Here is a 15,969-nt window from a genome sequence, read left to right on the forward strand (position 1 = left end):
ATCAGAATGTCGCCTTGCCCGCGGGGGCCCGCACCACGATCATGTCGCCAATGGACGCCGACGTACCCCTGGACTACTACCTGATCTACGCCGCCGACCGTGGCCGCGGAACACTTCCCCTGGGCATCCTGGTCGAGGAGTTCGTGCTCTGCGACGACTACACGGCCGCGGGCATCGACTGCGCGGAATGGACGGCCGAGTGCGGCGAGTGGCGCGAGTCGCCCGGATCCAGCCGGGCCATCCGGGCCGACCCCGCGCTGCGCGACCGGGTGCTGCCCGTGACCCGGCGCGACGCCCGCGAGACCTACTCGATGCTCGGCGGCGGCGCGCTGCCGGAGGAGGCCGAGCTGCGGGCCTTCTTCCAGTACCGCCAGGCGCTGCCCGCCGCGCCCCCGCTCGACCTGGGCGGCTCCCCTTCGGCGCAGACCCGGCGCTACCGCATCCTGTTCGCGGGCGAGCTCGGCGAGCGCGGCCTGGCGAACGTGCGCACGGTCCTGCGCCTGGAGCCGCCGCGGGAGAACCCGCGGGCCAGGATCGCCGGCACCGCCACGGCGACCGCCGCCGGGCACACCTTCACCTGGGAGCTGCGGCGCATCGGCCCCGGCATCGCCTGGTGCCTGGACGTCACCGTACGCCTGAGCGCCGGCCCGCTGGCCGCCATCGGCGCCCTGCTGCACCACCACCGGCAGGCGATCCGCGGCCAGGGCCTGATCCCCGTGACCATCGAACGCTTCGCCTGACGCGGGAGGGCGGGGAAGGGGCGGGGCCAGCTATTCATGTAAAGCCAGTAGGAAATGTTGACTTAGCGTTCCGGGTTCCGTAGCTTCGTACGCATGAGCCCCGGCCTCTACCTGACCCGGCGCCCGCACGTGGACTACGGCCACGTCGCCAGCGCGCAGTGTCGCTGATCACGCACCTCCGGCAGACCTCCCTCCCCCCTGCGCAGTTCTCCCCAGAGGAACTCATCGTGATCAACGTCAGACGTGCACTCCTCGCCGTGCTGCTCGCGACCGTGACCGTCGGCTGCGGCGCGGCCGAAGGCTCGGCGATACCCGGCGAATCGGAGGTGAAGGAGCTTCGCTACCAGGGCAGCGTGGGCGCCGTCACCTTCCCCGAACTGGCCGCGGAGCTCGGCTACCTCGGCGACGTCAAGCTCAAGTGGGTGGGCAACACCACCTCCGGGCCGCAGGACATCCAGTCCGCGGCCACCGGCCAGACCGACTTCGGCGGCGCCTTCAACGGCGCCGTCATCAAGCTCAAGGCGGCCAAGGCCCCGATCAAGGCGGTGATCGGCTACTACGGCTCGGACGAGAAGTCGTTCAGCGGCTACTACGTCAAGGACGACAGCCCCATCAAGACCGCCCGCGACCTCATCGGCAAGAAGATCGGCGTCAACACCCTCGGCGCCCACCACGAGGCCGTGATCAAGGAGTACCTCAAGCGTCAGGGGCTGACGCCGGCCGAGATCGAGCAGGTCCAGCTCGTGGTCATCCCGCCGGTCAACACCGAGCAGGCGCTGCGGCAGGGGCAGCTCGACGTCGGCACGCTCGGCGGCGTGCTCAAGGACAAGGCGCTCGAACGCGGCGGGCTGCGTCCGCTGTTCACCGACGTCGAGCTGTTCGGGCCGTTCACGGCCGGGTCCGTCGTGCTGCGCGAGGACTTCATCGCCAAGAACCCCGGCACCGTCAGGACCTTCGTGGCCGGCTTCGCCAAGGCCATCGCCTGGGCGCAGACCCACCCGCGCGAGGAGGTCGTCGCCAAGTTCGAGCAGATCATCGCCAAGCGCGGGCGCAACGAGACCACCGACGTCGTGAAGTTCTGGAAGAGCACCGGCATCGCGGGCAAGGGCGGCGTCATCGACAGCCGGGAGTTCCAGCGGTGGATCGACTGGCTCCAGCGCGAGGGCGAGATCCGTCCCGGCCAGGTCAAGGTCACCGACCTCTACACCAACGAGTTCAACCCCTACGCGAACGGGAGCGGCTCATGACCGCCACGATCAGCGAGACCGGCGTCCAGACGAAGATCGGCATCCGGAACGTCTCCAAGGAGTTCACGGTCAGGGACGCGGGCGAGCCGTTCACCGCCCTGTCCGGGATCGACCTCGACGTCCGCGAAGGGGAGTTCCTGACGCTCGTCGGGCCGAGCGGCTGCGGCAAGTCCACCCTCCTCGACCTGGTCGCGGGCCTCACCGAGCCGACGTCGGGCCAGATCGTGGTCAACGGCGCGCCCGTCACCGGGCCCGGCCTCGACCGGGGGATCGTCTTCCAGCAGTACGCGCTGTTCCCGTGGCGGACCGCGCTGGCCAACGTGGCCTTCGGGCTGGAGGCCAAGGGCGTGCCCAGGGCCGAGCGTACGGAACGGGCGCGGCGGCACCTGGAACTGGTCGGACTGTCCGGCTTCGAGGACCGCTACCCGCACGAACTGTCGGGCGGCATGCGCCAGCGCGTCGCCATCGCCCGCAGCCTGGCCTTCGACCCCGACGTCCTGCTGATGGACGAGCCGTTCGCCGCGCTCGACGCGCAGACCCGCGAGTCGCTCCAGGAGGAGCTGCTGCGCATCTGGCAGCACACCCGCAAGACCGTCGTGTTCATCACGCATGGCATCGACGAGGCCGTCTACCTGGGGCAACGCGTCGCCGTGATGACCTCCAGGCCCGGCCGGATCAAGGAGATCATCGAGGTGGAGTTCGACTCGCGCGAGGGCGACCTGCGGGCCGACCCGCGTTTCGGCGAGTACCGGCACCACGTGTGGGGGCTGCTGCGCGACGAGGTCGCCGCGGCGCAGGTGCAGGAGCGGAAGGCGGCGATCCGGCATGACTGACGCGCGCGCCGACGAACGGACGCGCCCCGAGGGCGACGTCCACTGGTACGACCTCCCCGACGACGACCCCGACCCCGCCACGCGGGACGAGCCCACCGCTGTCCGGCCCACCGCTGTCCGGCCCACCGAGGGGGAGGACCGGAAGGCGGCGCCGGCGGGAACGGCGGGAACGAGCCGGAAGGCGGCGCCGACCGGAACGAGCCGGAAGGCGGCGTCCCCCGCGGCGACGTGGCGGCGGGCGGGCGGGCTGGCGCGGCGGGCGGGGCGGAACTCGGCCGCGATCCTGCTGCTGATGGCCGCCTGGGAGGCGCTGCCCCGCCTCGGCGTGGTGGACCCCGTCTTCGTGCCCCCGCTGTCGGAGAGCCTGGCCGCCGGCGCGGACCTGCTGCTCACGGGCCGGCTCCCGGAGCACCTGGAGGCGTCGCTGGCGCGCTCGCTGTCCGGGTTCGGGCTGGCGATCGTGCTGGCCATCCCGCTCGGGCTGCTGATCGGCTGGTACAAGCCCGTCGCCGACTTCCTCACCCCGCTGCTGGAGGTGTTCCGCAACACCTCGGCGGTCGCGCTGCTGCCGGTCTTCACGCTCATCCTCGGCATCGGCGAGACGACGAAGGTGGCGTTCGTCCTGTACGCCTGCTCCTGGCCCATCCTGCTCAACACCGTCAGCGGCGTGAAGACCGTCGAACCCCTGCTGATCAAGTCGGCCCGGTCGATGGGCCTCGGCCCGGTGCGGCTGTTCCAGAAGGTGATCCTGCCGGCCGCCGTGCCCACCATCTTCACGGGGGTGCGCCTGGCGGGCGCGTACTCGATCCTCGTCCTGCTGTTCGCCGAGATGGTCGGCGCCAAGGCCGGGCTCGGCTACCTCATCCTCGACGCCCAGTCCAGCTTCCGCATCCCCGACATGTACGCCGGCATCATCACGATCTCCGTGGTCGGCCTGCTGTTCAACCTGCTCCTGATCGGCGTCGAGCGCCGCTTCTCCACCTGGAGGACCACGTGACGAGAAAGCTCCACCTGAACGCCTTCCTCATGGGCGTCGGCCATCACGAGGCCGCCTGGCGGCACCCCCGCACCGAGCCGAGCCGCCTGACCGACGTCCGCCACTACCAGGAGCTGGCCAGGATCGCCGAGCGCGGCAAGCTCGACTCGCTCTTCCTCGCCGACGGCGTGGCGCTGCAGGGCGACGTCCGGCACAACGCGCTCGGCGGGCTGGAGCCGCTCACGCTGCTGGCCGCGCTCGCCTCGGTGACCGACCACATCGGCCTGATCGCGACCGTCTCCACGACCTACAACGAGCCCTTCCACGTGGCGCGCAAGTTCGCCTCCCTCGACCACATCAGCGGCGGCCGGGCCGGCTGGAACATCGTCACCTCCGCCAGCGAGGCCGAGGCGCTCAACTTCGGCGTCGAACGCCCCACGCACGCCGCCCGCTACGCCAGGGCGGACGAGTTCCTGGAGGTCGTCGGCAAGCTCTGGGACAGCTGGGAGGACGACGCCATCGTGGGCGACCGCACCGGCGGCCGCTACGCCGACACCGGCAAGATCCATCCCGTCGAGCACATCGGCCGCCACTTCGCCGTCCGGGGGCCGTTGAACACCTCCCGCTCCCCGCAGGGCCGCCCGCTGCTGGTGCAGGCCGGGTCGTCGGAGGACGGCAAGGAGTTCGCCGCCCGGCACGCCGAGGCCGTCTTCACCGCCCAGCAGACCCTGGAGGAGGGCCAGGAGTTCTACAGCGACCTCAAGCGGCGGGTGGCCGCCCACGGCAGGCAGCCCGGCGACGTGCTCGTCCTGCCCGGCGTCTCGCCGATCATCGGCTCGACCGAACGGGAGGCGCTGCACCTGGAGAAGGAGCTCGAAGACCTGATCATCCCCGCCTACGGCCTGGCCCAGCTCTCCCACCTGACCGGCATCGAGCTGACCGAGGACGACCTCGACCGGCCGCTGCCGGACGTGGCCGTCGAGACCGAGGGTGCCCAGAGCCGGCGCAAGCTCGTCATCGACCTGGCCAGGCGGGAGCGCCTGACGGTCAGGCAACTGCTCAACCGGCTGGCCGGCGGCCGCGGCCACCGCGTGGTCGCCGGGACGCCCGAGCAGATCGCCGACCAGCTCCAGGAGTGGTTCTTCACCGGGGCCGCCGACGGCTTCAACATCATGCCGCCGCTGCTGCCGTCGGGCCTGTCCGACTTCGTGGACCACGTCGTGCCGGAATTGCAGGTCAGGGGCCTGTTCCGGTACGAGTACGAGGGCCGTACCCTCCGCGACAACTACGGCCTGACCCGGCCCGTCTCCCAGTACGCGGCCGGGCTGGCGGCGGCGGTGGCCGGATGAGCGTCGTCGCGCTGGTCGGCAACCCCCGCGAGGGCTCCAGGACGCGGACCGTGGCCGTGGCGGCCGCCGAGGCCGTCGCGCTGCGGCTCGGCCTGCCGGGCGTGCAGGACGTGATCGACCTGTCCGCGCTGGGGCCGCACCTGCTCGCGCCCGGGCCCGCGCCCGGCGTCGAGGTGGCGCTGGAGCTGGTCGCCGAGGCTCGGGTGCTGGTGGTGGCCAGCCCCACCTACAAGGGCACGTACACCGGGCTGCTGAAGGCGTTCCTCGACCGGTTGCGGCCGGAGGCGCTGGCCGGGGTGGCGGCGTTGCCGCTGCTGGTCATGGGCGATCCGAAGCACGCGCTGGCGGTCGAGGTGCACCTGCGGCCGCTGCTGGTGGAGCTGGGCGCGACCGTGCCGACGCCGGGGCTCGCGGTGCTGGAGTCGCAGCTGCCCGTGCTGGAGGAGCTGCTGGGCCGCTGGGCGGAGCGGGTCACGCCGCAGGTGGCCGCGGCCCTCGCGGTCGGCCATCCGGCCACCGCCTGAAGGGCGGTGGGCCGGCTGAATAGCCGCGGCCCGCCTGAAGGACGGCGGGCCGGCCGAAGGACCGCAGTGCCGTGCGCCTGAGGGCGGGGGCGCCGCGTGGGTAGCGGGCGGGCGGGGGTGCGGGGTCAACGCCAGTCGCCGGACTGGAGCGCCCCCGCCGCCTGCGGTCCCATCGTGACCAGGCCGCCGTCCACGAACACCGACGAGCCCGTCATGTACGAGGCGGCCGGCGAGGCCAGGAAGGCGATGACCGCGGCGACCTCCCGGGCGTCGCCCGGCCGCGGGATCGGGTACCCCGGACGGCTCCCGGCCCGCGGCGGCCGGTCCTCCTGCCCGGTCATCGGGGTGGCGATCTCGCCGGGCGCGACCGTGTTGACCGTGATGCCGTGCGCGGCCAGCTCCAGCGCCAGCACCCGGCTGAGCAGCTTCAACCCGCCCTTGGCCGCGCAGTACGGCCCCGCCCCCACCCTCGGGTACTCCTCGTGCACGCTGGTGACGTTCACGATCCGGCCGCCGCGCCCCTCGGCGACCATCCGCCGGGCCGCCCGCTGCGCGCACAGGAACGGCCCGTCCAGGTCCACCGACAACACCGAACGCCAGCGCTCGTAGTCCATGTCGAGCAGCGGCTCCGACGACCCGGTGCCGGCGTTGTTGACCAGCACGCCGAGCCCGCCCAGATCCCCGGCCAGCTCGTCGACGACGTGCGCGGCGCGTACCGGGTCGGTCAGGTCGTGGCGGCGCACGGCCGCCGCCTTGCCCGCCTCCCGTACCAGCGCGGCGGTCTCCCGGGCGCCGTCCTCGTCCTCGTGGTAGGTGATCCCCACGTCGAACCCGTGCTCGGCCAGCAGCACGGCGGTGGCCCTGCCGATGCCGGAGTCGGCGCCCGTGACGACGGCGACCCGGTCGTAGGTGTCGGTCATGCCGTCCCCCTGCCCCGCACCCCGGCGCCTAACGCGGCCGGGCTCACCAGGGGGCGGGGGCCGGTGGGGGGACCACCGGAGGGCGGTCGTCGCAGGTGAGGGTGTTGGGCAGGAGCCAGGGGGCGAGCCAGCCGTCGTTGCCGCCGCCGTCCGTCAGCGCGAACTCCGAGCCGGACGGGGTGAAGTGGAAGGTGCCGCAGTTGTTCACGGGGACCGCGCCCACGTTGCGGGCGTGCACGTTCTCGAAGGCGGCCGAGCCGGCGGCGCGGGCGCTGAGCACCGAGGTGCCCGTGCCGTCCACCCGGACGTCCTTGAAGCGCAGGCCGGTGATGGAGTAGAGGTCCTTGACGGGCCAGTCGGCGACCAGCATGACGGCGTTGTAGGTGTTGTCCAGGTAGTGGTCGCCGGTCACCCGGATGTCGGCGTCGATGTCCCGCTCCAGGGCGTAGAACCAGATGGCGCCGAGGCCGATCTTCCAGTTCAGCTCGTACGTGCCGGCCCGCACGGTGGTGTTGCCGGTGATGTCCAGGCGGCCGGTGAACGGCTCGGCGCCGAAGCGGGAGCCGACCTGCAGGGCGCTGCCCTCGCGGACGGGGTCGGCGATCAGGTTGGCCGAGACGGTGTTGTCCGTGCCGCCGTAGATCGCGATGCCGTTGGCCAGCACCGGCGTCTGGACCGTGTTGTGGTCGAACGTGTTGCGCGCGTCCGCCGTGCGCTCCGACCACATCGCCAGGCCGTCGTCGCCGGAGTTGCGGACGAAGTTGTCCGACACGACCGTGCCGGTGACGCCGGTGTGCAGGTTGAGCCCGTCGGCGATCTGGTCGGCGATCACGTTGCCGGTGACACGGGTGCCGCTCATCGGGCCGTCGAACCAGAGGCCGACCTTGGTGTGGTGGATGTAGAGGCCCTCGATCGTGGAGTCGCTCATCGCGCCGCCGACGCCGTTGACCTGGTCGGTGTCGATGCGGCGGCGGACGTCGCCCTCGATGGCGAACCCGGACAGGTGCACGTTGCGGCTGCCGCCGGCCGCGGCGTCCTTGCCGTAGAAGCCGACGCCGGTGTGGACGGACCCGTCGGGCGCCGGGGCGTCCAGGGCGACCTCGCGGCCCTTGATGATCGTGTACCAGCTTCCGGCGCCGGTGATCGTCACGTCGTCCACGACGATGTGCCGGTTGACCTGGTACGTGCCGGGCGGGACGTACACCTTCAGATGGGCGCGCCTGGCGAAGGCGACGGCCCGGTCGAAGGCGGCCGACGACTCGCGGCGCCCGGACGGGTCGGCGCCGAAGGCCAGCACATCGGCCGCGACCGGCTCGATCCGCGGCGGGGCGACGAGCTCGGAGTCGAGCAGGTCGATGACCGTCCAGGCGGCCCCGGCGCCCGCCGTCAGCCGGATCCGGTCGCCCGCCCGGTAGGTGCGCCCGAGCAGCAGGCGCTGTTCGTCGTAGAAGTGGCTGGGCCGGAACGGCTTGACGATCGCCGGGGCCGGGGTGGTGGCGCTGGGCACGCAGGAGCACTCGGTGATCCACCAGTCGGGGTGCAGCAGGTCGGCCCCGGGGTCGTCGGTGAAGGGGTACTGGTTGTACAGCCAGGAGTACTGCGAGGTCAGCGTCATGGTGGCCCGGTGGCGGCCGTTGACCGCGACGTCGAGCGGCGCGGTGATGCCGCCGCCCGCGGGCGCGTCGGGGATGCTGTAGCGCACCGTGATCGCGTTGGCCGCGGCCGGCAGGGTGAACTCGACGTGCCGGCCGGGCGTCAGCCGGACCGCCCGCCGCCCGGACGCCTCGGCGGGCAGCGTGTAGGCGGTGCGGTCGGGGCCGATGACCGTGCCGTCCGTCGGGGCGTTCTCGGCCTCCTGCTCGGCGAAGCCGACGCGCGCGCCCCGGCCGGCGACCAGGGCGGGGTCGAGGGCTGCCCTGGTGACCACGGGCCGCGGCGCCGTACCGGCCTTGGTGGCGGTCTCGGCGGCGGTCTCGGTGGCGGCCTGCGCGGGGACGGCGAGCGAGGCGAGGGGGAGAGCGAGAGCCGCGGCGAGCACCGCCACGACCCTCCGGGATGTGCTCGTGCCTGACATCCGAAGCTCGATTCTCTCGGGGGGTGAGGTGACAGTAGGACCCCACGCCCCCGAGACACAAGCCTTCTGTGAAGGAGTTCCGGAGTTCTGTGTTTGAGCTGCAAATGTTTGTCGATTTCTTGCGCGCAGGCGCGCAAGCGGTTTGCGTCAGGGCAGCCAGCTCACCCGGCCGTGCAGGGCGGCGTACCCGACGAAGGCCACCACGTCGATCAGCGTGTGCGCGATCACCAGCGGCATCGCGCGCCCCCACCGCTGGTACAGCCGCCCGAACACCAGCCCCATGACCACGTTCCCGACGAACCCCCCGAACCCCTGATACAGGTGGTACGACCCCCGCAACACCGACGACACGACCACCGCCCGCCACGGCCCCCAGCCCGCCTGGTTCAGCCGGTGCAGCAGGTAGCCGCTGACCAGAACCTCCTCCAGCACGCCGTTCTGCGCGGCGGCCAGCAGCAGGACCGGCACCCGCCACCACACCTCGGGCAACTGGCCCGGCACCACCGTCAGGTTGACGCCCAGCGCGTAGACCACCAGGTAGAAGGCCAGCCCCGTGCCGCCGATCGCGGCGGCGAGCAGCGCGCCGCGCAACGTGTCGCGGCCCGGCTCACGCAGGTCCACCCCGATCGTCCGCAACGACTCGCCCGAGCGGACCAGCAGGTACGCCACCAGCGCGACCGGCGCCACCGAGATCGCGATGTCCACGAGCTGCAACGTCAGGTCCAGCCACGGCCGCCCGGGGGCCAGCGAGCCGACCAGCACGGCCTGCTGCCCCTTCAGCTCCTTGGGCGCGGTCAGCGAGCCAATCAGCCGGACCAGCGACAACACCGCGCTGGCGCCGAGCGAGACCGACAACACGACGAGGATCTCGGCTCTGATGAGCCTGGGGCCGAGGGCCGGAGCGGGTGCGAGTGACTGGGTGTGCATGGGCCGCAGAGTAGCCGCCCAGCGCTCCGATCCGGATAAAGCACCCCTTGTCGGCGGGTCCCGGAGCTCGGTGGCCGGAGCGGGCGGACTTCCGCCGGCTCAAGCCGATGTCACACTTCCCGTCCCGGGTTCCTCTCAACGGGCATGAACGACATGATTCTGGTCACCGGCGCCACCGGGACGTTCGGTCGCCCGCTGGTCGAACTGCTCACCGCCCGAGGGGTCAAGGTGCGCGCCGTCACCCGATCGGCGGCCGGGGTGCGCCTGCCCGCCGGGGCCGAGGCCGTCGAGGGCGACCCGGCCCGCCCCGAGACCCTCGCCGGCCACCTGGACGGCGTCACCGCCGTCTTCCTGCACCCGCGTGCCATCGGCGACGGGGCGCCCGGCCTGCTCGCCCGTGCCGCCGAGCGCGGGGCGCGGCGGGTGGTGGCCCTGTCCGCGATGAACGTCGACGAGCCCCTCGACGAGCAGCCCTCCCGTTTCCGCGGCGACCGCAACAAGGAGGCCGAGGCCGCCGCCGTGGACAGCGGCCTGGAGTGGACCAGCCTGCGCGCCGCCTCCTTCGCCGGGAACGCCCTCCAGGCGTGGGCCCCGCAGATCCGGGCCGGGGACGTCGTCCGGTACGTGCACGCCTCCTTCCAGGAGGTGCCGATCGACGAGCGGGACCTGGTCGAGATCGCCGCCAGGACGCTGCTCGGCGGCCACGCCGGACGCCGGCTCGAACTGACCGGGGCCGAGTCGCTGACCCACGCCGCGATGGTGGCCGTGCTCGGCGAGGCGATCGGCCGGCCGCTGCGCCTGGAGGAGATCCCGCCGGAGGCCGCCGCACGGCGCCTGGTCGCGGGCGGCCTGCCGGAGCCGTTCGTCCGTGCTCTGCTGGCCCGCTACGCCAGGTACGCCACGCGCCCCCAGCACCCGGTCACCGGGGACGCGGCCGCGGTGCTCGGCCGCCCGCCCCGCACCTTCGGCGACTGGGCCGCCGCCCACGCCCCGGCCTTCGCCCGCCAGGACCACCCGGCCGCCCGCCAAGAGCAGGGCTGACCAGCCGACGCCGACCGGAGGTTTCCCGTGCCGCACTCCACCGCCTACGTCGTCATCGCGCTGGTGACGATCGCCTGCAACGCCTTCTCCGGATTCGCCGCCATGACCCGGCTCGCACCGGTCATGCGGTCGCTCGGCCCCGCGCTCGACCGGTGCGGGGTGCCGCGGTCGTGGCTGGTCTGGCCGATCGGCACGCTGAAGGCGGCCGGCGCGGCGGGGCTGACGCTCGGCCTGTTCGGCGTGCCGCTGGCCGGGACGGCCGCCGCGGCCGGGCTCGTCCTCTACTTCGTGTGCGCCCTCTACACCCACCTGCGCGTGGCCGACCGATCGCCGCAGTTCTACCTGGCGATCGGGTTCCTCGCGCTCGCGGTCGCCACCCTGGCGCTGGACCCGGCGCTGGTGCTGCGGCCCTGAGCGGTCAGCCGCGCTCGGGGACGGCCATCTCGCCGAGGGGCGACCAGTCGTCCTGCGGGACGTTGGCGTTGACGATGCGCGGCGTCTCGGCCAGGTAGCCGGGCAGCACCTGCTGGGCCTGCTTGAAGTGCGCCGACGTCACGTGCGCCGCCCCGGCGTCGTCGTCGCGGAAGGCCTCGACGAGGACGTACTCGGCCGGGTCGTCGAGGCTGCGCGACCAGTCGAACCACAGGCAGCCCGGCTCGGCGCGGGTGGCCTCGGTGAACTCGGCCGAGATCTCCGGCCAGCGGTCGGCGTGCTCCGGCAGGACGCGGAACTTCGCGGTGATGAAGATCATGACGGGCACTCCCCAGGTCGGCGGCGTTACGGCACGAGACTAGCCGCACACCGCCACCCGCCCACGGCGGGCCTCACACGCGTCGCGTCGCCGCCCGCCCACGGCGGGCCGCACGCGCGTCGCGTCACCTGATCACGCCGCAGGCGGTGCGGCCGCCCGCGTCGCCGGTCCTGTGGGTGGCCTCGTCGGGGCCGTCCGGGGCGTAGCGGGCGGGGATGTTGGCCAGGTTGTCGGGGAGCGCGTGCACGATGACCGCGCTGCCGTCGGCGTCGGTCAGCTCCCGCAGCCCGAACCGGTCGGTGACGACCGACGCGGAGCCCGACCCGTCCTTGCCGACCAGCAGCGGCGGCAGGTCGCCCGAGTGCCCGGGGTGGACGGCGCCGGCCAGGTCGAGGTGGCCTCCGGCGGTGAAGAAGGGGGAGACCTGGCCGGTCGCGGGATCGACGGCCTTCGGGTCGCACAGACCCGTCGTGTGGATGTGGAAGCCGTGGAAGCCGGGCGTCAGGCCCTTGACCGAGACCGAGACGCGCGCCGTCCCGAACCCCTCGCGCAGGATGCTGAGCCGCCCGACCGCGACGCCGCTCGTGTCGCGGATGACCACGGGCCGCGGGTCGCCCGGGCGCGCGGCGGTGGCGTCGGCCACCGCGCTCACGCCGATCGCGGCGACCCCGGCGGCGAGCGCGAGGCAGAGCGCCAGATGTGTCCGGCCGAACGTCCGTGCCTTGGGCATGGCGGAACCGTCCCTCGTGAGGCGGAGATGTGCGGACTCATCGAGGGTACGGGCGCGCCGCGCCGCCTGTCGTATAGCTCTTGAGTCACCCGTCGGGGTTATGGACCGGCCGGCGCGCCGCTCAGGGCGTTCCGCCCGCGCCCTGGTCGCCGGGGCCGGTCTCGCCCGGGTCCGTCTGGCCGAGGTCCGGCTCGCCCGGGTCCGTCTGGCCGAGGTCCGGCTCGCCCGCGTCGGGACGGGCCGGCGCGCAGGCGTCCCCGCAGCCGCCGAAGCGCCCGGCGTCGATCGGCGTGAACCGCGTGGCGGGCACGCCCTTCAGCGCCGCCCGCATCGTGTCGTTCCAGATGGGCCCCGGCAGCGAGGCCCCGGCCACGATGGCGAAGTACCGGCCGCCGATCGTGGTGTTCACCAGCTTGTACCGCTGCGACCCGCGCGGGTCGCCGATGCTGACCGCGCCCGCCAGGTCCGGGGTGAACCCGGCGAACCACGCCGAGGCGTACCCGTCGGTGGTGCCGGTCTTGCCCGCCGCCGGGCGGCCGATGCCGCCGACGCGGCTCATCGTGCCCTTGGTGAACACGCCCGACAGGATGTGCGCGGTCGCGTCGGCGACGCCCGGATCGAGCGCCTGCCGGCACGAGGGCCGGTACGAGGTCGGCCGGCCGGTGGCGGCATCGGTGATCCTGGTGATGGCCATCGGCGCGCAGTACCTGCCCCGGGCGGCGAGGGCGGCGTACGCGGTGGCCACCGTCACCGGGTCGGTCTCGTTGATGCCGAGGGTGAACGTCTCGTACTCCTGGAGCTTGCGGCCGTCGGCGCGGGCGATCCCGAGCGACTTGGCCGTCTCCACCGTCCGGCACAGGCCCACCCGCTGCTCCAGCGCCATGAAGAACGTGTTCACCGAGCCCCACGTGCCGGTCCGCAGCGTCTTGAAACCGGGGGAGCCCTCGTCGTTGGTGACCGTCCAGGACGGGTCGCCGACGCCGGCGCCGGCGCAGTTCCTGAAGGCGGCGTTGGAGGGCGCGGTGTAGCCGTTGCCCACGGTGATGCCGTCGTCCACCTTCATGCCCTGCTTGAGCGCCTCGACCAGGGTGAACGTCTTGAACGTCGAGCCCGCCTGGAAGCCGATCAGCCCGCCGTGCCGCGCGTCGGCCACCGCGTTGAAGGAGATCTGCTTCTTCCCGGCCGAGGAGCCGTAGCCGCGGCTGGCGGCCATGGCCCTGATCGCGCCGGTGCCGGGCTCGACCAGCGCCTCGGCGGCCAGGGCGTGGTCGGTGGCGTCGACGTGCTTCCTGATCGCCCGGTCGGCGGCGGCCTGGGCCTTCGGGTCGAGCGTGGTGTAGATCTTCAGGCCGCCCTGCGCGAAGGCGTGTTCCCTGGCCCGCCGCGTGCTGCCGAAGGCCGGGTCAGCCAGCAGCTCGTGCCGGACGTACTCGCAGAAGTACGGGTAGGCGCTGTCGCCGCAGCCATTGGGCAGCCGGACGTCCTTGAACCCCAGCTTCTTGGCCTTGGCCGCGGCCGCCTGCTCCGGCGTGATCCGGCCCAGCTCGGCCATCCGGTCGAGCACCACGTTCCGCCGGGCCAGCAGCAGCGCACGGGCCTTCCTGCCGCGGCTGGGGTCGGTGGTGTTCGGGTCCTGCACGGCGCCCGCCAGCGTGGCGGCCTGTGCCAGGTCCAGCCGGGACGCCGGGACGCCGAAGAACCGCCTGGCCGCGGCCTGCACGCCGTTGGCCCCCGCGCCGAAGTAGGCGATGTTGAGGTAACGGCGCAGGATCTCGTCCTTGCCGTACTTCTTCTCGACGCCCATCGCGTAGCGCAGCTCCTTGAGCTTGCGGGCGTAGCTGGCCTCCAGGGCCTTGTTCTTGTCCTGCTCGGTGTCGGCCGCGTTGAGCAGCACCTGCTTGACGTACTGCTGGGTGATGCTGGAACCGCCCTGGCTGAGCCGGTCGGAGCTGAGGTTCTTGACCAGGGCGCGCAGCGTGCCCTCCATGTCGATCGCGCCGTGCTGGTAGAACCGGTCGTCCTCGATGGCGACGACCGCCGTCCGCATCACCTCGGAGATCTGGTCCAGGCGGACGATCTCGCGGTTCTGGTCGTAGAAGCGGGCGATCACGTTGCCGCGGACGTCGTACACGGTGGAGGTCTGCGCGAGTGGCGGCTCGGCCAGCACCACCGGCTTGAGGTTCAGCTGCTCGGTGGCGGAGACGACCAGCGTGCCGGTGCCGCCGACGGCGGGCAGCGCGATCGCGGCCGTCAGCAACCCGGCCGACATCGCCGCGACCGTGAGCCGGGCGACGTTCGACAGGCGATGGGGCATACGAGAGCACCTCCGGGCGGAAACAGGGCAAGCCCGGACATGACAGCACAGCACGAAAGGCGGCGTCCAAGACCGATATCAGCCGTCCGGTGATATCGGGAGCGATATCACGCCAGCTTACGGGCCACGCGCGAACCCGCGTCGCGCGTGGCCGTCCGGCGGTTCGGAGGGGGAGAGCGGTCAGAGCAGGGACGGCGCGGCCGGCTGCACCTGGTTCTCGACGTGCTCCTTCAGCCGCACCAGATCCTGCCGCAGCTTGCGCGCGGGATGCGCGCCGAGCAGCCCGGCGATGGCGTGCCCGGCCGCCCCCGCGATGGGGTTGTAGCACAGGTGCACCTGGACGCGGGTCCGGCCGTCGGCCTGGGCGTCCACGCGCAGCACGCCGGTGTGGGCGATGAGCTCGCCGTCGCCGGACTTCCAGGCGATCTCCGCGCCCTCCTCGCGCTTGGTCTCGGTGGCGGTGAAGCGGATGCGCGTCCCGGCCGGGCCCCTGATCACCCAGTGGGAGCGCAGCTCGTCGGCCGACAGCCGGACCTCCTCGACGTCCGGCATGAAGCGCGGGAACAGCGAGTAGTCGCTCACCAGCGGCCACACGGCCGCCACCGGCGCCGCGATCGAGACGGCCGCGTTGACGTCGATCGCCTCGCGACCGGCGTTGACGCCGGTCAGGCGGCGCAGCGGCAGGTTCGTCGCGGCCCGCACGGCCAGCGCGGACGCGGCGCAGCGGGTCAGCCAGGACAGCGGCCTCGGCAGCTTGCCGGTGACCGCCCAGACCGAGGCCGCCGCCCCGCCCGCGACCAGCCTGGCCGAGGGCGACCAGCGCTGCTGCAGCAGCTCCGGCACCGCCTTGCGGCGGCGGCCCTGGCCCTGCAGCCGGGGCGCGTCGGTGCCGTCCCTGTGCACATGCCAGTTGGTCTCCACCCGCTTGACGCCCGGGATGCGGCGCACCTTCTGGCGGGCGCGCTCGTCCTCGCCCGCGAGCACGTCGCCGGAGAGCGTCACGACGCGCTCGCGCACGTCGACCTCGACGGCGTGCGGGTGGCTGATGTGGCGGCCCAGTTCGGCGCGTACGCGTTCGTGCAGGACGCGGTCGTCGGCGGTGCCGCCGGTCAGGCGGTACCTGGCCGCCGCGGCCGACCCGCGGCCCCTGTTGGACAGGTCGCGGCCGAGCACGCCCAGGCCGTCGCGCACCTCGTGGGTGGCGTGCGAGCCCTTGTCCCGGACGCGGGCGCGGCGCGACCGGCCCCGGTCCGGATCCAGCAGGTACGTCACCGCGGCCCCGGCGCAGGCGCCCAGCACGGCCGCGACGAACGGGTGCGACCGTCCTCGCGACTCCGTGTGCACGATCTGGATGCGCCGCGGAGCCGGTTGCCGCGATTCCCCGTTGAAGGAGCTGATGCCCCGAAAAGCAGTCGTGCGCATGACCACAATCCCCCTCGCTCGCACTTCCCGCTGGCCGTGGCCTACCCCGCAGGTCACAGCGCTAACGGAGGGCCGTCCGGAGGCGTTGGTCGCCCGCGATACCGGGCAGAGGTGACGATAG

General features: G+C 73.0%; 15 protein-coding genes. 8 read left to right on the forward strand and 7 right to left on the reverse strand.

All coding sequences use genetic code 11. The features are described from left to right. The first annotated feature begins 50 nt into the window (after positions 1–50). The 6 genes from AB0J76_RS30380 (at position 51) to AB0J76_RS30405 (ending at position 5,669) form a co-directional block, all read left to right on the forward strand. The gene (locus tag AB0J76_RS30380) at positions 51–740 is read left to right on the forward strand and encodes a hypothetical protein (protein WP_352324579.1); all 690 of its coding nucleotides are present in this window, start codon (positions 51–53) and stop codon (positions 738–740) included. 227 nt (positions 741–967) lie between these two features. Then, the gene (locus tag AB0J76_RS30385; RefSeq protein WP_352324580.1) at positions 968–1,987 is read left to right on the forward strand and encodes an ABC transporter substrate-binding protein; all 1,020 of its coding nucleotides are present in this window, start codon (positions 968–970) and stop codon (positions 1,985–1,987) included. After that, entirely contained in the window at positions 1,984–2,820 is an 837-nt protein-coding gene (locus AB0J76_RS30390; protein WP_352324581.1) for an ABC transporter ATP-binding protein, read from the forward strand. Before AB0J76_RS30385 ends, AB0J76_RS30390 begins: the two co-directional genes overlap by 4 nt. Continuing rightward, the gene (locus AB0J76_RS30395) at positions 2,813–3,817 is read left to right on the forward strand and encodes an ABC transporter permease (RefSeq protein WP_352324582.1); all 1,005 of its coding nucleotides are present in this window, start codon (positions 2,813–2,815) and stop codon (positions 3,815–3,817) included. Before AB0J76_RS30390 ends, AB0J76_RS30395 begins: the two co-directional genes overlap by 8 nt. Next, positions 3,814–5,145 (forward strand): LLM class flavin-dependent oxidoreductase, encoded by a 1,332-nt coding sequence (locus AB0J76_RS30400; protein ID WP_352324583.1) that lies wholly within the window; start codon positions 3,814–3,816, stop codon positions 5,143–5,145. Before AB0J76_RS30395 ends, AB0J76_RS30400 begins: the two co-directional genes overlap by 4 nt. After that, positions 5,142–5,669: an NAD(P)H-dependent oxidoreductase gene (locus AB0J76_RS30405; RefSeq protein ID WP_352324584.1), complete on the forward strand. Its 528-nt coding sequence runs from the start codon at positions 5,142–5,144 to the stop codon at positions 5,667–5,669. The genes AB0J76_RS30400 and AB0J76_RS30405 overlap by 4 nt, the downstream gene beginning before the upstream one ends. Positions 5,670–5,794: 125 nt before the next feature. Here AB0J76_RS30405 and AB0J76_RS30410 read toward each other — a convergent pair whose 3' ends face one another. The 3 genes from AB0J76_RS30410 to AB0J76_RS30420 form a co-directional block, all read right to left on the reverse strand. Next, positions 5,795–6,589 (reverse strand): SDR family oxidoreductase, encoded by a 795-nt coding sequence (locus tag AB0J76_RS30410; RefSeq protein WP_352324586.1) that lies wholly within the window; start codon positions 6,587–6,589, stop codon positions 5,795–5,797. 43 nt (positions 6,590–6,632) lie between these two features. Next, positions 6,633–8,633, reverse strand: a complete 2,001-nt coding sequence (locus tag AB0J76_RS30415) for a glycosyl hydrolase family 28-related protein (RefSeq protein WP_352324587.1) — start codon at positions 8,631–8,633, stop codon at positions 6,633–6,635. Positions 8,634–8,810: 177 nt separating this feature from the next. Continuing rightward, positions 8,811–9,590: a CPBP family intramembrane glutamic endopeptidase gene (locus AB0J76_RS30420; RefSeq protein WP_352324588.1), complete on the reverse strand. Its 780-nt coding sequence runs from the start codon at positions 9,588–9,590 to the stop codon at positions 8,811–8,813. A 144-nt stretch (positions 9,591–9,734) separates the two neighbouring features. Here AB0J76_RS30420 and AB0J76_RS30425 point away from each other — a divergent pair, with 144 nt between their 5' ends. Further along, complete coding sequence (locus tag AB0J76_RS30425) at positions 9,735–10,631, forward strand: NAD(P)H-binding protein (RefSeq protein WP_352324589.1); 897 nt, start codon at positions 9,735–9,737, stop codon at positions 10,629–10,631. A gap of 27 nt (positions 10,632–10,658) precedes the next feature. Then, the gene (locus tag AB0J76_RS30430; RefSeq protein ID WP_352324590.1) at positions 10,659–11,045 is read left to right on the forward strand and encodes a DoxX family protein; all 387 of its coding nucleotides are present in this window, start codon (positions 10,659–10,661) and stop codon (positions 11,043–11,045) included. Between the two features lie 4 nt (positions 11,046–11,049). Here the strand turns inward: AB0J76_RS30430 and AB0J76_RS30435 are convergent, their stop codons facing one another. The 4 genes from AB0J76_RS30435 to AB0J76_RS30450 form a co-directional block, all read right to left on the reverse strand. After that, positions 11,050–11,382 carry a putative quinol monooxygenase gene (locus AB0J76_RS30435; RefSeq protein ID WP_352324591.1) on the reverse strand — a complete coding sequence of 111 codons (333 nt, stop codon included), beginning with the start codon at positions 11,380–11,382 and terminating at the stop codon, positions 11,050–11,052. A gap of 124 nt (positions 11,383–11,506) precedes the next feature. Continuing rightward, positions 11,507–12,112 carry a superoxide dismutase family protein gene (locus tag AB0J76_RS30440; protein ID WP_352324592.1) on the reverse strand — a complete coding sequence of 202 codons (606 nt, stop codon included), beginning with the start codon at positions 12,110–12,112 and terminating at the stop codon, positions 11,507–11,509. A 121-nt stretch (positions 12,113–12,233) separates the two neighbouring features. Then, on the reverse strand, positions 12,234–14,426 hold the full coding sequence (locus AB0J76_RS30445) for a transglycosylase domain-containing protein (protein WP_352324594.1): 2,193 nt from the start codon (positions 14,424–14,426) through the stop codon (positions 12,234–12,236). Between the two features lie 180 nt (positions 14,427–14,606). After that, positions 14,607–15,770 (reverse strand): SRPBCC family protein, encoded by a 1,164-nt coding sequence (locus AB0J76_RS30450; RefSeq protein ID WP_352324595.1) that lies wholly within the window; start codon positions 15,768–15,770, stop codon positions 14,607–14,609. Positions 15,771–15,969: the final 199 nt, after the last annotated feature.

This window comes from Nonomuraea sp. NPDC049624 (genome assembly GCF_040675255.1).
GTDB lineage: Bacteria > Actinomycetota > Actinomycetes > Streptosporangiales > Streptosporangiaceae > Nonomuraea.